We start from the raw sequence: 16,071 nt of genomic DNA, 5'->3' as shown, positions 1-16,071 counted from the left end.
TTAGATTAAGGTAACTCGGTGAATATTCAGGCTCTTCTCTCAGATAAAATCGGCAAGGCGCTGATCACGGCGGGTGCGCCCACAGATAGCGATGCTCAGGTCCGCCAATCAGCCAAGCCACAGTTTGGCGATTATCAGGCTAATGGTGTGATGTCCGTTGCCAAAATGTTAGCTATACCGCCACGCCAATTAGCGGGAAAAGTCGTTGATTTTCTAGACCTTAAAGGTATCGCCCGCAAAATAGAAATAGCAGGCCCGGGTTTTATCAATATTTTTCTTGATCGTCAGTGGTTAGCGACACAGATTGACCAAATATTGATAGCACCTAAAAAACTGGGTATCACCCCAGTATCACCCCAAACCGTGGTTATCGATTACTCAGCCCCTAACGTAGCCAAAGAAATGCACGTCGGTCATCTACGTTCTACCATCATCGGTGATGCCATCGCCCGTACCTTGACCTTTCTCGGTCATAACGTCATTCGCGCCAACCACGTGGGCGACTGGGGTACTCAGTTTGGCATGTTGATCGCCTATCTAGAAAAAATGCAGCATGATAACCCTAGTAATATGGCGTTATCGGATCTGGAAGCATTTTACCGCGCCGCAAAAAAAAACTACGACGAAGATGAAGAATTTGCGCAACGCTCGCGCGCTTATGTGGTGAAATTACAGGCGGGTGACGAACAGTGCCGTAAAATGTGGCGTCAGCTGGTTGACATTACCATGACACAAAATCAGATTTCTTATGATCGTTTGCATGTCACTCTAACCAAAGACGACATCATGGGCGAGAGCCTGTATAACCCGATGCTACCGGGTATAGTCGCGGATTTGAAAGCCCAAGGGCTAGCGGTAGAAAGTGCAGGCGCGACCGTGGTATTTTTCGACGAATACAAAAATAAGGCAGGTGAACCGACGGCCGTTATCGTCCAGAAAAAAGACGGTGGCTATCTTTATACCACCTCTGATATTGCCTGTGCTAAATACCGTTGCCAAACTCTCGGTGCTGATCGGATCCTCTATTACACTGACTCCCGTCAACATCAGCATCTGACACAAACCTGGAGCATCGCGCGCAAAGCCGGTTATGTACCAGAGTCAGTGTCACTGGAACATCATATGTTTGGAATGATGTTAGGTAAAGACGGAAAACCCTTTAAAACCCGCACTGGCGGTACCGTTAAGCTGGCCGATCTCTTGGATGAAGCTATTGAACGGGCGGATAACCTGATCCGCGAAAAAAATCCGGAGATGCCCGCCGAAGAATTAAAACAACTGGTCAACACCGTCGGTATCGGGGCAGTGAAATACGCCGATTTATCTAAAAACCGCACTACTGACTATATTTTCGACTGGGATAATATGCTCACTTTCGATGGTAATACCGCACCTTATATGCAATATGCTTATAGCCGCGTCGTTTCCATATTTAAACGTGCCGCAATCGATGAAACTAGCCTTACAGTGCCCCTCATCATCAGTGAAGATCGCGAAGCGACACTGGCAACACGTTTATTACAATTTGAAGAAACCATTACCACAGTGGCACGTGATGGCACACCACATGTTATGTGTGCTTATTTGTATGATCTCGCTGTTTTATTTTCCAGTTTCTATGAACACTGTCCGATTTTAAATGCCACCAGTGAACAAACACGCCACAGTCGCCTCAAACTCGCATTACTCACGGCTAAAATACTAAAACAAGGTTTAGATACCTTAGGGATCCAGACAGTAGAGCGGATGTAATTTAGAAAGACCGTGAACCCATAAAATCACGCAGCCTAAAGCCTAACAATCCCAACACGGCAAAATACGATCCCGCGCCCACTAGCACCACTGCGGACAAACGCAATAACCGATACACCATGCCGCCGCTATCCCAAGGCGGCATTAACCCTAATACTGTTAGCAACACCGCACACATGATCAATACTGCGACCAACAATTTGCCTAGAAATAGCAACCAACCAGGTTGTGGATGAAAAATCTTTTGTTTACGTAATTGCCAATACAATAAGCTGGCATTTAAGCACGCTCCCAACCCAATAGACAACGACAACCCGGCATGTTGTAAGGGTGTAATAAAAATCAAATTCATTATCTGCGTCATAATCAAGGTGATCACAGCGATTTTGACCGGTGTTTTAATATCCTGCCGTGAATAAAATCCCGGTGCCAGTACCTTTACTACAATCAATCCCATCAAACCCACAGAATAAGCCACCAACGCGTGTTGGGTCATCAACGCATCAAACGCGCTAAAGTTACCGTACTGGAATAATGCCACCGTGAGAGGTTTAGCGATGATCCCCAAGGCAAGGGCACTGGGCAGCGCTAGCAAAAAACAGAGCCGTAATCCCCAATCCATCAAACGGGAATATTCATCATCATTGCCGGTAGAAAAACTTTTAGCTAACGCAGGCAACAAAATAGTGCCTAATGCTACACCTAATACACCTGCTGGAAACTCCATCAAACGGTCAGCGTAATACATCCAAGAAACCGAGCCAGAAACCAAAAAAGAAGCAAAAATGGTATTGATGATCAACGAAATCTGGCTAACAGAAACACCGAAGATAGCCGGCACCATTTGCCTCATTACCCGCCAAACACCGGTATTACGTAGATCTAACCGCGGTAAAACCAACATCCCCACTTTTTTCAAATAGGGTAACTGATAGCCTAATTGCAGTACGCCGCCTAATACTACTGCCCATGCCAACACTAAAACCGGTGGATCAAAATAAGGAGCGGCAAACAAGGCAAAACCAATCATACTGATATTCAAAAAACTAGGGGCAAAGGCTGGGATAGAAAAACGGTTCCAAGTATTTAAAATGGCGGCAACCAATGAGGAAAGAGAAATCAATAAGATATAAGGAAAAGTAATACGTAACAACGAAGAGGTCAATGCAAATTTATCCGCCGTATCGACAAACCCAGGGGCAGTAATAAAAATAATCCAAGGTGCTGCTAACATACCCAGCAGTGTAACCACAACCAACACTAAAGTTAATAATCCAGCGACATAAGCCACAAAAGTACGTGTTGCCTCCTCTCCTTGCTGGTTTTTATATTCAGCCAAGAGAGGCACAAAAGCCTGCGAAAAGGCACCTTCGGCGAAAATACGGCGTAATAAATTAGGTAATTTAAATGCGACAAAAAATGCATCCGTGGCCATACCTGCACCAAATACCCGCGCTATGACGGCATCACGAGCAAAACCCAATACACGTGAGAACAGGGTCATAGAACTAACGGCTGCCAATGACTTCAATAAATTCATATTTTCTTCTATTTAGTGTAATTAATCACAACTCTATTAGATAATCAATCGTGATAAAATGAAAATCATTTGTATAAAAATTGGATATGTTATGGCGAAAACAGCAGTCTAGCCGCTATTATTAGCCAGATATATTTTTTAATAGGGTTGAGATGATGATAAACAGATGGCTTTACGTAGTCATTATGCTGACAGTGGTGTGGACAATCACCGCGTGCAAGCCACTCATGCAATACAGTATCAGTGAGCAGGAAATCAATAAATACCTGCAACAGCATAATAATTATGAAAAAAAAATTGGCATTCCGGGTCTGGTCGATGCGCAAATCACCCTAAGCCAACTACAAAGTCAGATCGGTCGCACTGTATCAGATAAAATCCAGCTAACCGGCAATGCCAAAGTGGCTATCACTTCACTTTTAGGGCTGCAAAATGCGGATATCACTTTGACGCTGATAGCTAAACCTCAATTTGATCGCGACAAAGGCGCCATTTTTCTCAAAGATTTGGCGCTAACTGATTACACCGTCAAACCGGAAGAAATGGACGCCGTGATGAAGATGTTAACCCCTTATCTCAATCAATCGCTAAAATCCTATTTTAATCAATACCCCGCTTATGTGCTAAATGCAGATAACAGTATCGTTGAAATGCTCGCCCAAAAATTGGCTAAAGGACTGGAAATAAAACCCGGCCAACTCGTGATCCCATTTAAGGACTAAGTCAGCCTGCAAACTGGTCAGATGAGTAAAATCGTTAGTCACCATGACTACTACTTACTTTGTAGGCAAGTTGGATGGTAAACTAACGGCGATTTATCTTGGAGCCTGTTCCAAATCTTTTTCACTGTACTCATGAAGAGGAGAAAATGAGCGAGAAAGTACAGTGACTCTTTGTATACAACGAAAAGGAGTAAGTGGGCATTTTGAGCATGTTTTTGACGAATGACTTGATCAAAAAACGGAGAGCACAAGAGATTTCGAACAGGTTATTAAGTACTTTCTTTCATTTTGCTTTACTAGACTTCTTGCAAAACCGTCGTTCGTTATGTGAAGTCAAGGCTCCCCGGCGCACAGCAACCTCAGTGTATAGAATACATGAGGACTGCGAGCACCGTGTGACGCCACATTCACATCATGCAGTAGGTTTTGCAAGAAGTCTGTTGTGATCCACACCACATCACTCTTAGATACATAACCATAGAGAAAAACCTGTTAGAGAGCCATCATGCCCAAAACAGATGAACTGCGGACCGCGCGCATCGACAGTTTGATCACGCCACAACAGCTAGCAAACAAATTGCCGATTTCTGACAGTGTCGCAAATAGCGTAGAGCTGTCACGTAAACGAATTGAGAATATTCTGACAGGGGAAGATCGTCGCCTGTTAGTCGTGGTGGGTCCTTGCTCTATTCATGATCCCATCGCTGCTATCGACTATGCAGAGCAACTTAATCAGCTACGGAAACAACATCAAAAACGGTTAGAAATCGTCATGCGTACCTATTTTGAGAAACCACGTACCGTCGTCGGCTGGAAGGGTATGATTTCCGATCCACTCCTCAACGGCAGTTATCAAGTCAATTTAGGTATCGAACGAGCACGAGAATTTTTGCTGGCTGTCAATCAACTCGGTTTGCCAACCGCGACAGAATTTTTAGACATGGTGACTGGACAGTATATTGCTGATCTGATTAGCTGGGCAGCGATTGGCGCTCGCACCAGCGAAAGCCAGATCCACCGTGAAATGGCTTCCGCTCTTTCCTGCCCTGTCGGTTTTAAAAACGGTACTGATGGCAATATTCATATTGCTATCGATGCCGTCCGCGCCGCACAAGCCAGCCATGTATTCCTCTCGCCAGACAAGCAGGGTCAAATGACCATCTACCAAACTCATGGCAATCCATATAGCCATATTGTTCTGCGTGGTGGAAAAAAGCCAAACTATCATCAGGCAGACATTGCAACGGTTTGCAAACATTTGCAGAAATTTAAACTCGCGCCACATCTCGTAGTAGATTTCAGTCACGGCAATTGCCAAAAAATGCACCGTAACCAATTAAATGTGGCGGATAGCATTAATCAGCAGATCCGCTCAGGCTCTTCGGCTATCGTTGGTGTCATGGTCGAAAGTTTCCTTGTGGAAGGCACTCAAAATATGCTCACTGGACAACCCTTGGCATATGGGCAATCCGTTACTGATCCCTGTCTCGGTTGGGAAGACACCCGAGATCTGTTAAATAAATTAGCTGATGCGGTCACTGCTCGCTTTACGTTGAGCGACTTCATCAAGGAATGACAATTGATACGGTGACTTAAGCTCTACTGCAGGCAACCCAAGCTGGAGGGCGATCCCCGGTAAAAAATGATCTCCTACCTTTTCTGATAGCAAGCGATTTTGTTGATAAACCACGATAAATTTTTCATGACAAGACAATTGGCTTAGCCTGGTGACGGCTTTGCTATCCAATAGTGCCCTTTCAACAATGTTATTCGGATTGCCCATCGAGGACAATGTCACCACTCTTATCCCTTTTTTATAGGCAGTAGAACACAAATTTCTCAGTGCAAGAGGCAGATGCACTATCTTTGCCGTCATCCCGCTTTCCATGTAATCCTCTACTGATCGTCTTCTTTCCGTGGTTAATGGCAAACAAAGGGTGCTAATGCCATGTGCTTTGAGTTTGTCGATGTACTCGACAATAAAATTCAGACTGTTCCTGTACTGGGCAGGATTGCTATCGTCATAACCCAAGAGTACGCCTGGGGGGCCCTGCTCCAGCACAACCCTCAGTTGAGTTTTTACGTGCTGATCTTGAATTCGTTGATGTTCTTCGGGGGAGACAGCGGCTTCAAGAAAGCATCGACTAGGCACCTGAAAAAGTCGCTCATTCAAACTGTTCCGTGCTGTACCAGCATACTTGCTATCCCAGTGAGCGACATCCAGCTTAGTATAATAAATGCTGTCATAAATTTTTTTTATCTCATTAGCCGCCGCTGGAGGGGTGTCGCTGACTTCTTTAAGCAGGAAATTGATTAAATCTGAACGGGAAGATAGCTTTGTATTAAACAATATCTGATAAAAATCAACCGCAAACGATAAGTTCTTTTCGGCAATCTTGATAAGTTTTCCTTGGCAAGGTGCTACCCTCTCACGATTAAATAGCGCCTGGGTAATCTGCTTGTCCAGTAACGAAACTGTTTTACGGTCAGTATCCTGAGACCGTAGTTGCATTTTCAGCGTAAAAGCGGCGGTAATTTGCTCTCTACCCGACGTACGATGAAGTGCATCGAGAGACGTGATCATGGCGCGATATGACGAGCTTGAAGCACGAGTGAGCTTAAGCAAGTTTGCCGTTTCATTGTCGGTGAAAATATTGATTATATTCCAGCTATTCTTAATGTTAACGGGAATGGCGCGCAATTGCCGCAATAATTGTGTCTTTTTACGGAATTGACTGACTGACATCACACCAACAAAGCCATTCCCGGTTTGTTCGCTTTTACCCTCTCCGTTACGAATGAGTGTGCGATGGGGATTTTTTTCTACCCGTAATCTATCAATCATCGATGTATAGTCGATGTCACTGGCATGCTTCAACAACTGATCCAATATATTAGCGTATGTATCTGTGTTATCACCCACAGCACCCGTCATATAAGAAGCCGCGTGGCATGTCTGCGTGTACAGGATATCCAACAGATGAGGCCCAGGTGTAATCTTTAACTCTCTCCAATGACTGAAAAATTTACCGATATCTGAGAGAGTCATCGAGTGTAACAAGTGAGGTGAGATACCCGTCAACTCACCGTCAGGCAGACCAGAAAGCACAGGTATTAATAGGTAAGGCTTTTCTAAACGTTTAAACCACTCTGGGTTCTTTTCTATGTAGTCAAGAGCGGTCTTACAGTCTAATTTTGAGAAAAAACGATCAGCGTCTTGCGGATTTTTCAGGCCATCTACAGTGGTTAAAAAACAGGGTGTGGCTAAGCTGGCTATTTCTGTAGTAGTCTTCAGCATACAAGTCCCCCTTGCACTAAGCGATATAAATCTACGCCATATATATTCCCGTCCCGTGTCATCTTCTAATAAATTTATAGATATTTTTTTATTATAAAATTAGTGAATAAATTTGATTGCCTGGCATTAATTATATTTAATTATAAAATGAAAACAGAAAATTCATTCATGAACAGCGAGCACAAGAGATTTCGAATAGGCTCTAAGCATAGAGCCTTCAACAACGATAAGTAAGGGTAGACGTTAACCATTTTTATATAATAAAAAATTATATTCTTAGTTACATAAGTAGTAAAAACTAAATAGCTAACGTGATAATTGCCTTATTGTGGCTACGATGGATACCACCACGGTCCAACAGGCTCAGATTTAGGCTGATCACTTTCGTTTCCTAGCTTTTCTTGAGCATTATCGATTTCCTGTTCTAGCTCTTCTTTGGAAACTCTGAGTTCTTCAAGTTTTATATTTTGAATTTTTATCGTATTGTTAATTTCTTCAATTGTAGCCCGACATTTCTTTATTTCTGCTTCCCTTGCTAACTCCTCATCATCTAACGTAGAGATATTAATATCGAGAGAATCCCTCTTTTTTTGTATGTCTATTATTTTAATTTCTAAATTAGCACGCTGATCTTCAAGTGCACCTATGTTTTCCTGTATCATTTTGCATTTTTTTATTTCCAGTCTGTCGCATAATATTTCCTGTATATTTTTTACTGTCTTATCACCTTGTAACGCAGATATATTATTATATATACCATTGTATATCTCTGTCTGACTATGATCTGTATAATCAGCCATACTACCTATTATTTCTTTTATAGACTCTATCGTGCTTAACTGTTTTTCAGCTGTAAGAGTACCCATTTTTTCTTCAAGTACAGGCTGATATTTTGCTATTTTTTCATCTAAATATAATGCTATCTCATCTGTAGATAATAAATCCCGCTTCAATTTCTCTATACTTTCATTCCCATCTCGATACTCCTTTTGCAGTACCATCACTTCCTGATTTTTTTCTTTAAGCTTATGTCTTTCTTCTATGATTAGACTATCCTTTGTCTCTCCTTCTAATTTTATTATCTTCTCCTTATTTTCCAACAAAGACTCTTTATTTTTCTCAATTAAAATTAAGAGTTCATTGATTCCATTTATTTTCTCATCATGCAAAATATATAACTTATTCCAATCAGTTTTTTCTTTAGCCGGTTTTTTAATTTCGCTATTGAATTCTCTATTATCAGGCAAAATCTGATAATAAGGTTTAAAATCAGGCTCAGATGCAAGGAACGGAAGTAGAGGGTATTCACCCTTGCTAACTCTTTCAAGATCCGATTTTAACTCTTCTATCTTTTTTGTAACCTCCAATTTAACTTTATGCCATTTTTGTATATGTCCTCGCTTATTCGAATTTTCTATTACTAATTTCGGGTCAGCAGGATTATCAGTTTCTAACTCTACATCTGCTAGATTTTGATCAGCAGTCAATAGCATTTCTTCATATTGACCAAACACGGTCTCCAGCAATTTTGTTAACTCTTTACTCTTAGCATCAGACAGAGAAGTATTAGCAGTTTGAGTGACCTCAGTAGTGTGATTTAATGCGCTTGCGTTTTCTCCTGACTCCGCTTTCATCGTATCAATCTGTGAAGATATTTCATCTTCCGGCCTCAAGCTATTAAGCTCATTCCATTCCGCAATCAGCTTTGTTTTATATTCTTCGATCAGCTTAATCTCATACTTTAGGAGCCGTACATCCCGAGCTGCTTCTTGAGGCGCTTCCCCGAAATTTTTTATAGACTGTATCGCGTCGTAGCTATTTCTTCGAGGATCTGTCACAAACTGTTGAGCCTGTTGTTTCTCTTCAGGACTTATAGCTGGTACTACCTTGTCAGGATTTTTCTGTAAATATTCGATGGCATTGCGTAGAGTCTCAGAACCACTATCGAGCAATTGGAATGCCTGCTCTTCCGATCGGTACTTAAGTTCTCGTGAATGTAATTGGAGTTTTTGCACGGTTTGACTATAGAGGCTTTCATTATTTAGCCTTGCCAAATCATTATAACCCTTTGATAAAATACCTTCCTTCTGAAAAATAGATCTCTCCAGTCGAGTTATTCTATCCTTTAGGTAACTGGAAAATTTAGGCGCCATTTGAGACATTTGAATATTAGCCAACATACGATCTAAGTCAGGATCTGGAGCGAGCATGCGAGCTAATAGCTGATCATCTGATTCCTCTGGCACAGCTATAGGCATGGTTTCAAAGCCCTCCACACCTCGTTCCCCAATAGATGTTTTTTCGCTTTCCGTAGGCTCATTCCACAGTGGAAATACAGGGCTTTTCTGGCTTAACGTTGATGTTGTTTCTGGTGCAGTTGTTGGAATTTTCTCAGCTTGACTGAGAATAGATTGCGGACTAGCGCTATTCGTTTTTGGAGGCAAAACTAAAGGAATGTCTGACACTCGAGCCGCGTCAGGACTAGGTCCTACACTTAATATCGTTGGCGTTTCGTCTTGCACAACTTCACTAGAAGGTTGATTAGCTTCAAGGGCTGGTTTAGACATCGTCCCTGTTACTGCCTGAACATTCACTTTGTAAATGTCAAACCCTCCGAGTTGCCCAATTCCGTAATGCTTCGCCAGTTCTTTTACTCTACTCTTTAGCTCATCAATATTGTCACCTATAACGCTTGTAACAACATTCTCACCATAGAAGTCGAGGGATAGTTTTCCTTCTTCACTTTTTTTGATAATAAAAGGAACAGTATCATTTTTGCTTTTTAATAAATAAACCTCTGGTTTTTTCCCGTTGAACGGATCTATTTGCTTGATGGCAGTAAAAATATGAGGATTTCCGACGACATCAATCTCTTTTATTTCTCTCATTTTCTCAGGAGATAACATGACTTGCATCATTCCACTTTCGGAAGAAGCTATGCTTTTTTCTTGTCCATTAGTCACTATTTTCTGCAGGCTTAATGTTTCCTCACTTGGGATGATTGGTTCTGCTTGTCCAGATACAGACGGATTAAGCCTTGTTTGCAACTCTTCAGATCCCAAGACGCCAAATCCATTCTTAGACTCTAATTTAGATGGTTTACCTTTTTGCAATTGCACAGAATGCTCTGTAGCTCCACTGCTTATTTCCGTTGGTGCACCAGTATCGACTGAATGTGAAAAGGGGACAGGCGCTTTTGCTGCCTCAACTGTTGTAGCGGCCTCTTTCACTGGACTTGCAGGCCTAGGTTCACTCTCAGCGGCAAATATCTTAGCAGACTTACTGTCCAATTTGATTGATGTTGATGTATCGAACAAAGACGAATCTTGTTTCCCTAATACCGCAATTCCCTCAACAGGAGCGTTATATGATGATTTCTTTTCTTCAGCTACTACCAAATTCTCCCCAGAAGTCGCTAGGGTGACACGATTTGCAGGAGGTGGGCTCGCTTGAACAGTCGGCTCAGTGACTTTGTCGGTATTCATACCTGCTTCACGCACCGGATTCTCAGGCTGAGGCTCAGTGGCGCTTGACTGACTGATTGGTGTCTCGATTAAAGGCGAATGTTCTTCCTGTAATGGCACCGAGGAGCTTTTAGCAGGCCTCTGGGCAGGGTTCATTTTTGATCGTTTTCCTGGCTCTACTTTAACGTGCATCGGGCCATCATTAGGTACTTTTTCAGAATCACCTAGGTCATCCAATTTCAAATCCGTAAATCTATTCCCAAGCACTAACTCAAATGGTTCATCTCCTTTGATAGCTGCTCTCCATGATCCATGTCCTCCTCTCTGTCTTTTTTTAACAAAACCCTCCTCGTCTATTTCAAGAGGTTTACTCTTGCTGCTAACTGCTAAATTTGAACTTGGTTTCACTCCCTTTCTATTTGTTTTTTGTTTAGCGTTAGCTTGAGATGAAATGGCCTTCGGTTCTTTTGGTGCATTATTTTCCTTTACAACCTCCGCGAATGTTCTTCGTTCACCAGCATCAGAGAAATGTGAAACGGGCATTCCCTCGACAGGAACGTTATTTGATGATTTCTCTTCTTCAGCGACTACCAAATTCTCCCCAGAGAGTGGCTGTGTTTCTGTTACCGCTACTGTATCACTAACAGATAATGTAATAGGTTGGCTCGGAAGACTAGCGCTATCCGTTTTTGGTGGCAAAACTAAAGGAATGTCTGACACTCGAGCCGCGTCAGGACTAGGTTGTACACTTAATATCGTTGGCTTTTCTTCTTGCACAGTTTCACTAGAAGGTTGATTAGCTTCAAGGGCTGGTTTAGACATCGTCCCTGTTACTGCCTGAACATTCACTTTGTAAATGTCAAACCCTCCGAGTTGCCCAATTCCGTAATGCTTCGCCAGTTCTTTTACTTTACTCTTTAGCTCATCAATATTGTCACCTATAACGCTTGTAACAACATTCTCACCATAGAAGTCGAGGGATAGTTTTCCTTCTTCACTTTTTTTGATAATAAAAGGAACAGTATCATTTTCGCTTTTTAATAAATAAACCTCTGGTTTTTTCCCGTTGAACGGATCTATTTGCTTGATGGCAGTAAAAATATGAGGATTTCCGACGACATCAATCTCTTTTATTTCTCTCATTTTCTCAGGAGATAACATGACTTGCATCATTCCACTTTCGGAAGAAGCTAGGCTTTTTTCTTGCCCATGAGTCACTACTTCCTGCAGGCTCAATGTTTCCTCACTTGGTTCTGCTTGTCCAGATACAGACGGATTAAGCCTTGTTTGAAACTCTTCAGATTCCAAGACGCCAAATCTATCCTTAGACTCTAATTCAGATGGTTTACCTTTTTGCAATTGCACAGAAGGCTCTCTAGCTTTACTGCTTATTTCCAGTGTAGACTCTTGTTGCATAGCAAAACTGCTCGCCGCTGTATTTTTAGCTCCTCTATGTCTTTTAGGTGTAACAAAACCATCCGCGTATGTTTTTTTCTCTGCACCCAAAATAACCGCTGACTCAGAGAATAACTTATCAGATGATAGCTCAGACTGGGTTTCAATATCTGCTTGCTCCGGAGCCAAAGGTAACATTGATGTTGTTTCTGGCACAATTTTTGGAACTTCCTCAGATTCACGGGAAGGAGCTTGATTCGCCGCTTCAATAGCCGGTTTAGAGACTGTCTCTATATACTTAGACTGCGTATTTCCGTGAGAAAGACTCTTTGGAGACAATCCGTCTTTATATATTTCTTTTGCAAGAGACTTAATGACAGCTTCTATACTTTCTAAACTGTATTGCTCTGCAATTTTTCTTAGCCCCTGTTGCTCGGTGGCTATACGCCTTGTTGTGTCAAAAAACAAGTCTTGAAGTTCAAGCCTTTTATTTTCATCATTAATAGAGTCAAACAATTCCGCTTGCTTATTAATAGAAGCAACAATTTCAGCCATTTTATCTTTGAGAAAAGAATCCTCTGCGGATACGTGATCATTTGATTCGATAGGTAACTTTGGAGCTAATTCAGAAGTTGGATCGTAAGAATATGGTGCTGATAATAGCTTATTCAATTCGCTGAAATCGAGTGAAAACGTTCTCGCACCTGATATCGCCACTGTACTCTCTGTTTGAGTTGAAGCTTTGCTAGCTTTGGCTACAACACTCGTGATCTCTTCAGTTTCAGGCCGTATACCTGCCGTCATCCAACCAGCACCTTGCTGTTTTGGGTCTTGTGGATCTTGTCTCAGAACCGGAGCACCATTTACACTATCTCCTTTGCTTAATACAGATTCCGATGACTCAGATCCATTTTGTTCTCCAGGCATCTCAACTAGGGTTTTTTCATCAATCTTAGGCGTTTCTATTTCTTGCTTTTCTTCAGCTGTCACTAAACCATCGACAGATGTAGATGCATCTTTACTATTTGATAGCATTGATGCACCAACCGATTTATGTTCTTTAGCCGGCTCTAAATCATCGACAGATGTAGATGCATCTTTACTATTTGATAGCATCGATGCACCAACCGATTTATGTTCTTTAGCCGGCTCTAAATCATCGACAGATGTAGATGCATCTTTACTATTTGATAGCATCGATGCACCAACCGATTTATGTTTTTTAGCCGGCTCTAAATCATCGACAGATGTAGATGCATCTTTACTATTTGATAGCGTCGATGTACCAACCGATTTGTGTTCTTTAGCCGGCTCTAAATCATCGACAGATGTAGATGCATCTTTACTATTTGATAGCGTCGATGTACCAACCGATTTATGTTCTTTAGCCGACACTAAATCATCGACAGATGTAGATGCATCTTTACTATTTGATAGCGTCGATGTACCAACCGATTTATGTTCTTTAGCCGGTACTAAACCATCGACAGATGTAGATGCATCTTTACTATTTGATAGCATCGATGTACCAACCGATTTATGTTCTTTAGCCGGCACTAAATCATCGACAGATGTAGATGCATCTTTACTATTTGATAGCGTCGATGTACCAACCGATTTATGTTCTTTAGCCGGCACTAAATCATCGACAGATGTAGATGCATCTTTACTATTTGATAGCGTCGATGTACCAACCGATTTTGTTTTTATATTTTTTTTCAGAGCAGTAGGTTGCGGCTGTTTCCTTTCTTCTGGCATCTTAACGACTAATTTTTCTTTACTAACAGATCTGCTACGACTCCTAGGGTAATGGATTTCTGAATCTAAACCATTTTGACGGGACGTCTGAAGAGTCCCTCCCTTCCTAGAATTTGTAGGATGCATCTGAGGTACCGTACCCGATGTTTGAACAGATTTACTGCTTACTTCCCTTGCCGTTGATGTACCGCCTGATATTTCTTCGACTTCTGTTCCAGATTTTTCGCTCACTATGGGTTCGGATTTTGAAGGGTTTTTATGTAATATTCCCTGAAAGAATCTCCATATCATCCTGAGAAATCTATGTTGTTTTTTTTCAACAACTCCTACAGGATCCGTGAAAGTAGATTTATCATCGGTGCTTGGTTTCGCTGATTGTGTTTCTTCCTTATTTGCAGAAGCCTCCGAAGGTTTGCTCTCTATGACATTCTTTTCTGACATAGACGATGATACAGCTGGAGATTTATGAGCCTTCGGTGGTACAACAGGTTGATGAGGTTCTGTAGGAAGATCAGTCTGAGTACCTTGATCAGTGAATGATGGTTCTGGAGACGTTCTTGCTGCTAAATGAGGAGTCTCCGGCAGCTGACTTTGCTTTTCTGGATGTGGAATAACACGACCCTGTTTTTCTCCTTCTGCAGCACCTGCAGAATACTTTACTGATATAGAGACGGATAAGCGGTAAGGTAAGTAAGGCGAGCGAAAAGCACCCGTAAATTCTACAGCAAAGGGTGTAGTGCACTTTGCTGCTCCAGTTTCTGTAGACACTACGACTCTTACAATAGAATGAGTTGTCTGCTTAGTATTATTATAAGAAACTGTGCCCACGGTCTTCTCCAATTTTTATATTTGTTATTTTATGTTTCTGTTTAAAACAATTAGTAATATTTTGAATCATCTTAAACATTCATCTCGTAACACGCTTGCAGAAAACGCTTAAACAGCCGCATCCATACCTGAAGATAGGCCTCGTTGTACAGGGAATAACAGCAATAGACCTCTTTCCAAACCTGCTGCGTGACTCGAATCCTGCGTTGCCCGGGGCGCGCAATCCTCATGTACTCTGTGTTAACGAAGGTTGCTATGCGCCGTGCACCTTGACTTCGCATCACTCGCTAGGGTTTGGAAAAAGGTCTAATGAACACCGTGCCGGGCTGTATATCTCATCGTCAAACGGTATACTGCTCCATTCCACTTTCATCCACTTGTATTCTGTGCGGATCCAACATGCAACAGTTTGATAACCAAAGCTTTCAGCGCTTAATTTTGACATTACAGGACTATTGGGCGCGTCAGGGCTGTACCCTTGTACAATCACTAGATATGGAAGTCGGCGCGGGGACTTCTCATCCCATGACCTGCCTACGCGCACTTGGCCCTGAACCCATTGCCGCTGCCTATGTGCAGCCTTCACGGCGCCCCACTGATGGGCGCTATGGCGAAAACCCGAACCGGTTACAACATTATTATCAGTTCCAAGTCATCATTAAACCTTCGCCTGACAATATTCAAACGCTTTATTTAGATTCGCTACGCGAGTTGGGCCTTGATCCCAAACTCCATGATATTCGCTTCGTTGAAGATAATTGGGAAAACCCAACACTGGGTGCCTGGGGTTTAGGTTGGGAAGTATGGCTTGACGGTATGGAAATCACCCAATTTACCTATTTTCAGCAAGTCGGCGGTTTGGAGTGTAAACCCGTTACCGGTGAAATCACTTACGGCCTGGAACGCCTGGCAATGTATATTCAGGGTGTAGACAGCGTTTACGATTTGCTGTGGTCTGATGGCCCTTGGGTAAAACTACTTACGGGGATATCTATCATCAGAACGAAGTAGAACAATCTACCTATAATTTCGAATACGCCGATGTGAATTTTTTATTCTCCTGTTTTGAGCAATATGAAAAAGAAGCACAATCACTGTTAGCATTGGAAAAGCCCCTGCCACTGCCCGCTTATGAGCGTATTTTGAAAGCAGGGCATACCTTTAATTTGCTAGACGCACGTAAAGCTATTTCAGTGACTGAGCGTCAACGCTATATTCTACGCATCCGAACACTGACTAAAGCCGTCGCTGAAGCTTATTACAGTTCGCGCGAAGCGTTGGGCTTTCCTATGTGTAAAAAAAATAAGAACTAAG

6 protein-coding genes and 1 pseudogene are annotated in these 16,071 nt (G+C 42.2%); 4 read left to right on the top strand and 3 right to left on the bottom strand.

The window, feature by feature from the left end; genetic code table 11:
- The first annotated feature begins 18 nt into the window (after window positions 1-18).
- Window positions 19-1,752 carry an arginine--tRNA ligase gene (gene argS / locus CCS41_RS11635; RefSeq protein ID WP_072550732.1) on the top strand — a complete coding sequence of 578 codons (1,734 nt, stop codon included), beginning with the start codon at window positions 19-21 and terminating at the stop codon, window positions 1,750-1,752.
- Window position 1,753: 1 nt separating this feature from the next.
- Here argS and murJ read toward each other — a convergent pair whose 3' ends face one another.
- Window positions 1,754-3,292: a murein biosynthesis integral membrane protein MurJ gene (gene murJ / locus CCS41_RS11630; RefSeq protein ID WP_072550733.1), complete on the bottom strand. Its 1,539-nt coding sequence runs from the start codon at window positions 3,290-3,292 to the stop codon at window positions 1,754-1,756.
- 152 nt (window positions 3,293-3,444) lie between these two features.
- On the opposite strand from murJ, the gene CCS41_RS11625 reads away from it, so the two are divergent.
- Both CCS41_RS11625 and CCS41_RS11620 read left to right on the top strand, forming a co-directional pair.
- Window positions 3,445-4,014, top strand: coding sequence for a lipoprotein (locus CCS41_RS11625; protein WP_083429636.1), 570 nt, complete (start codon window positions 3,445-3,447; stop codon window positions 4,012-4,014).
- 505 nt (window positions 4,015-4,519) lie between these two features.
- Window positions 4,520-5,590 (top strand): 3-deoxy-7-phosphoheptulonate synthase, encoded by a 1,071-nt coding sequence (locus CCS41_RS11620; RefSeq protein ID WP_072550734.1) that lies wholly within the window; start codon window positions 4,520-4,522, stop codon window positions 5,588-5,590.
- On the opposite strand, the gene CCS41_RS11615 is transcribed toward CCS41_RS11620, so the two are convergent.
- Both CCS41_RS11615 and CCS41_RS11610 read right to left on the bottom strand, forming a co-directional pair.
- Window positions 5,537-7,312 (bottom strand): hypothetical protein, encoded by a 1,776-nt coding sequence (locus CCS41_RS11615; protein ID WP_072550735.1) that lies wholly within the window; start codon window positions 7,310-7,312, stop codon window positions 5,537-5,539. The two genes, CCS41_RS11620 and CCS41_RS11615, sit on opposite strands and share 54 nt — an antisense overlap.
- Window positions 7,313-7,644: 332 nt before the next feature.
- Window positions 7,645-14,697 (bottom strand): coiled-coil domain-containing protein, encoded by a 7,053-nt coding sequence (locus CCS41_RS11610; protein WP_162860067.1) that lies wholly within the window; start codon window positions 14,695-14,697, stop codon window positions 7,645-7,647.
- A gap of 459 nt (window positions 14,698-15,156) precedes the next feature.
- On the opposite strand from CCS41_RS11610, the pseudogene glyQ reads away from it, so the two are divergent.
- Window positions 15,157-16,070 (top strand): annotated as a pseudogene (gene glyQ / locus CCS41_RS11605) (glycine--tRNA ligase subunit alpha).
- Window position 16,071 lies beyond the last annotated feature (1 nt).

Origin of the sequence: Candidatus Fukatsuia symbiotica, from assembly GCF_003122425.1 — a bacterium.
Taxonomy (GTDB): domain Bacteria; phylum Pseudomonadota; class Gammaproteobacteria; order Enterobacterales; family Enterobacteriaceae; genus Fukatsuia; species Fukatsuia symbiotica.
The sequence above is the reverse complement of the archived record's forward strand: the minus strand, read 5'-3'. Positions and strand labels throughout refer to the sequence as shown.

Excerpts from the sequence above, each read along its gene's own strand:
- murJ (WP_072550733.1), bottom strand. The coding sequence starts at position 3,292 with ATGAATTTATTGAAGTCATTGGCAGCCGTTAGTTCTATGACCCTGTTC.
- CCS41_RS11625 (WP_083429636.1), top strand. The coding sequence starts at position 3,445 with ATGATGATAAACAGATGGCTTTACGTAGTCATTATGCTGACAGTGGTG.
- CCS41_RS11620 (WP_072550734.1), top strand. The coding sequence starts at position 4,520 with ATGCCCAAAACAGATGAACTGCGGACCGCGCGCATCGACAGTTTGATC.
- CCS41_RS11615 (WP_072550735.1), bottom strand. The coding sequence starts at position 7,312 with ATGCTGAAGACTACTACAGAAATAGCCAGCTTAGCCACACCCTGTTTT.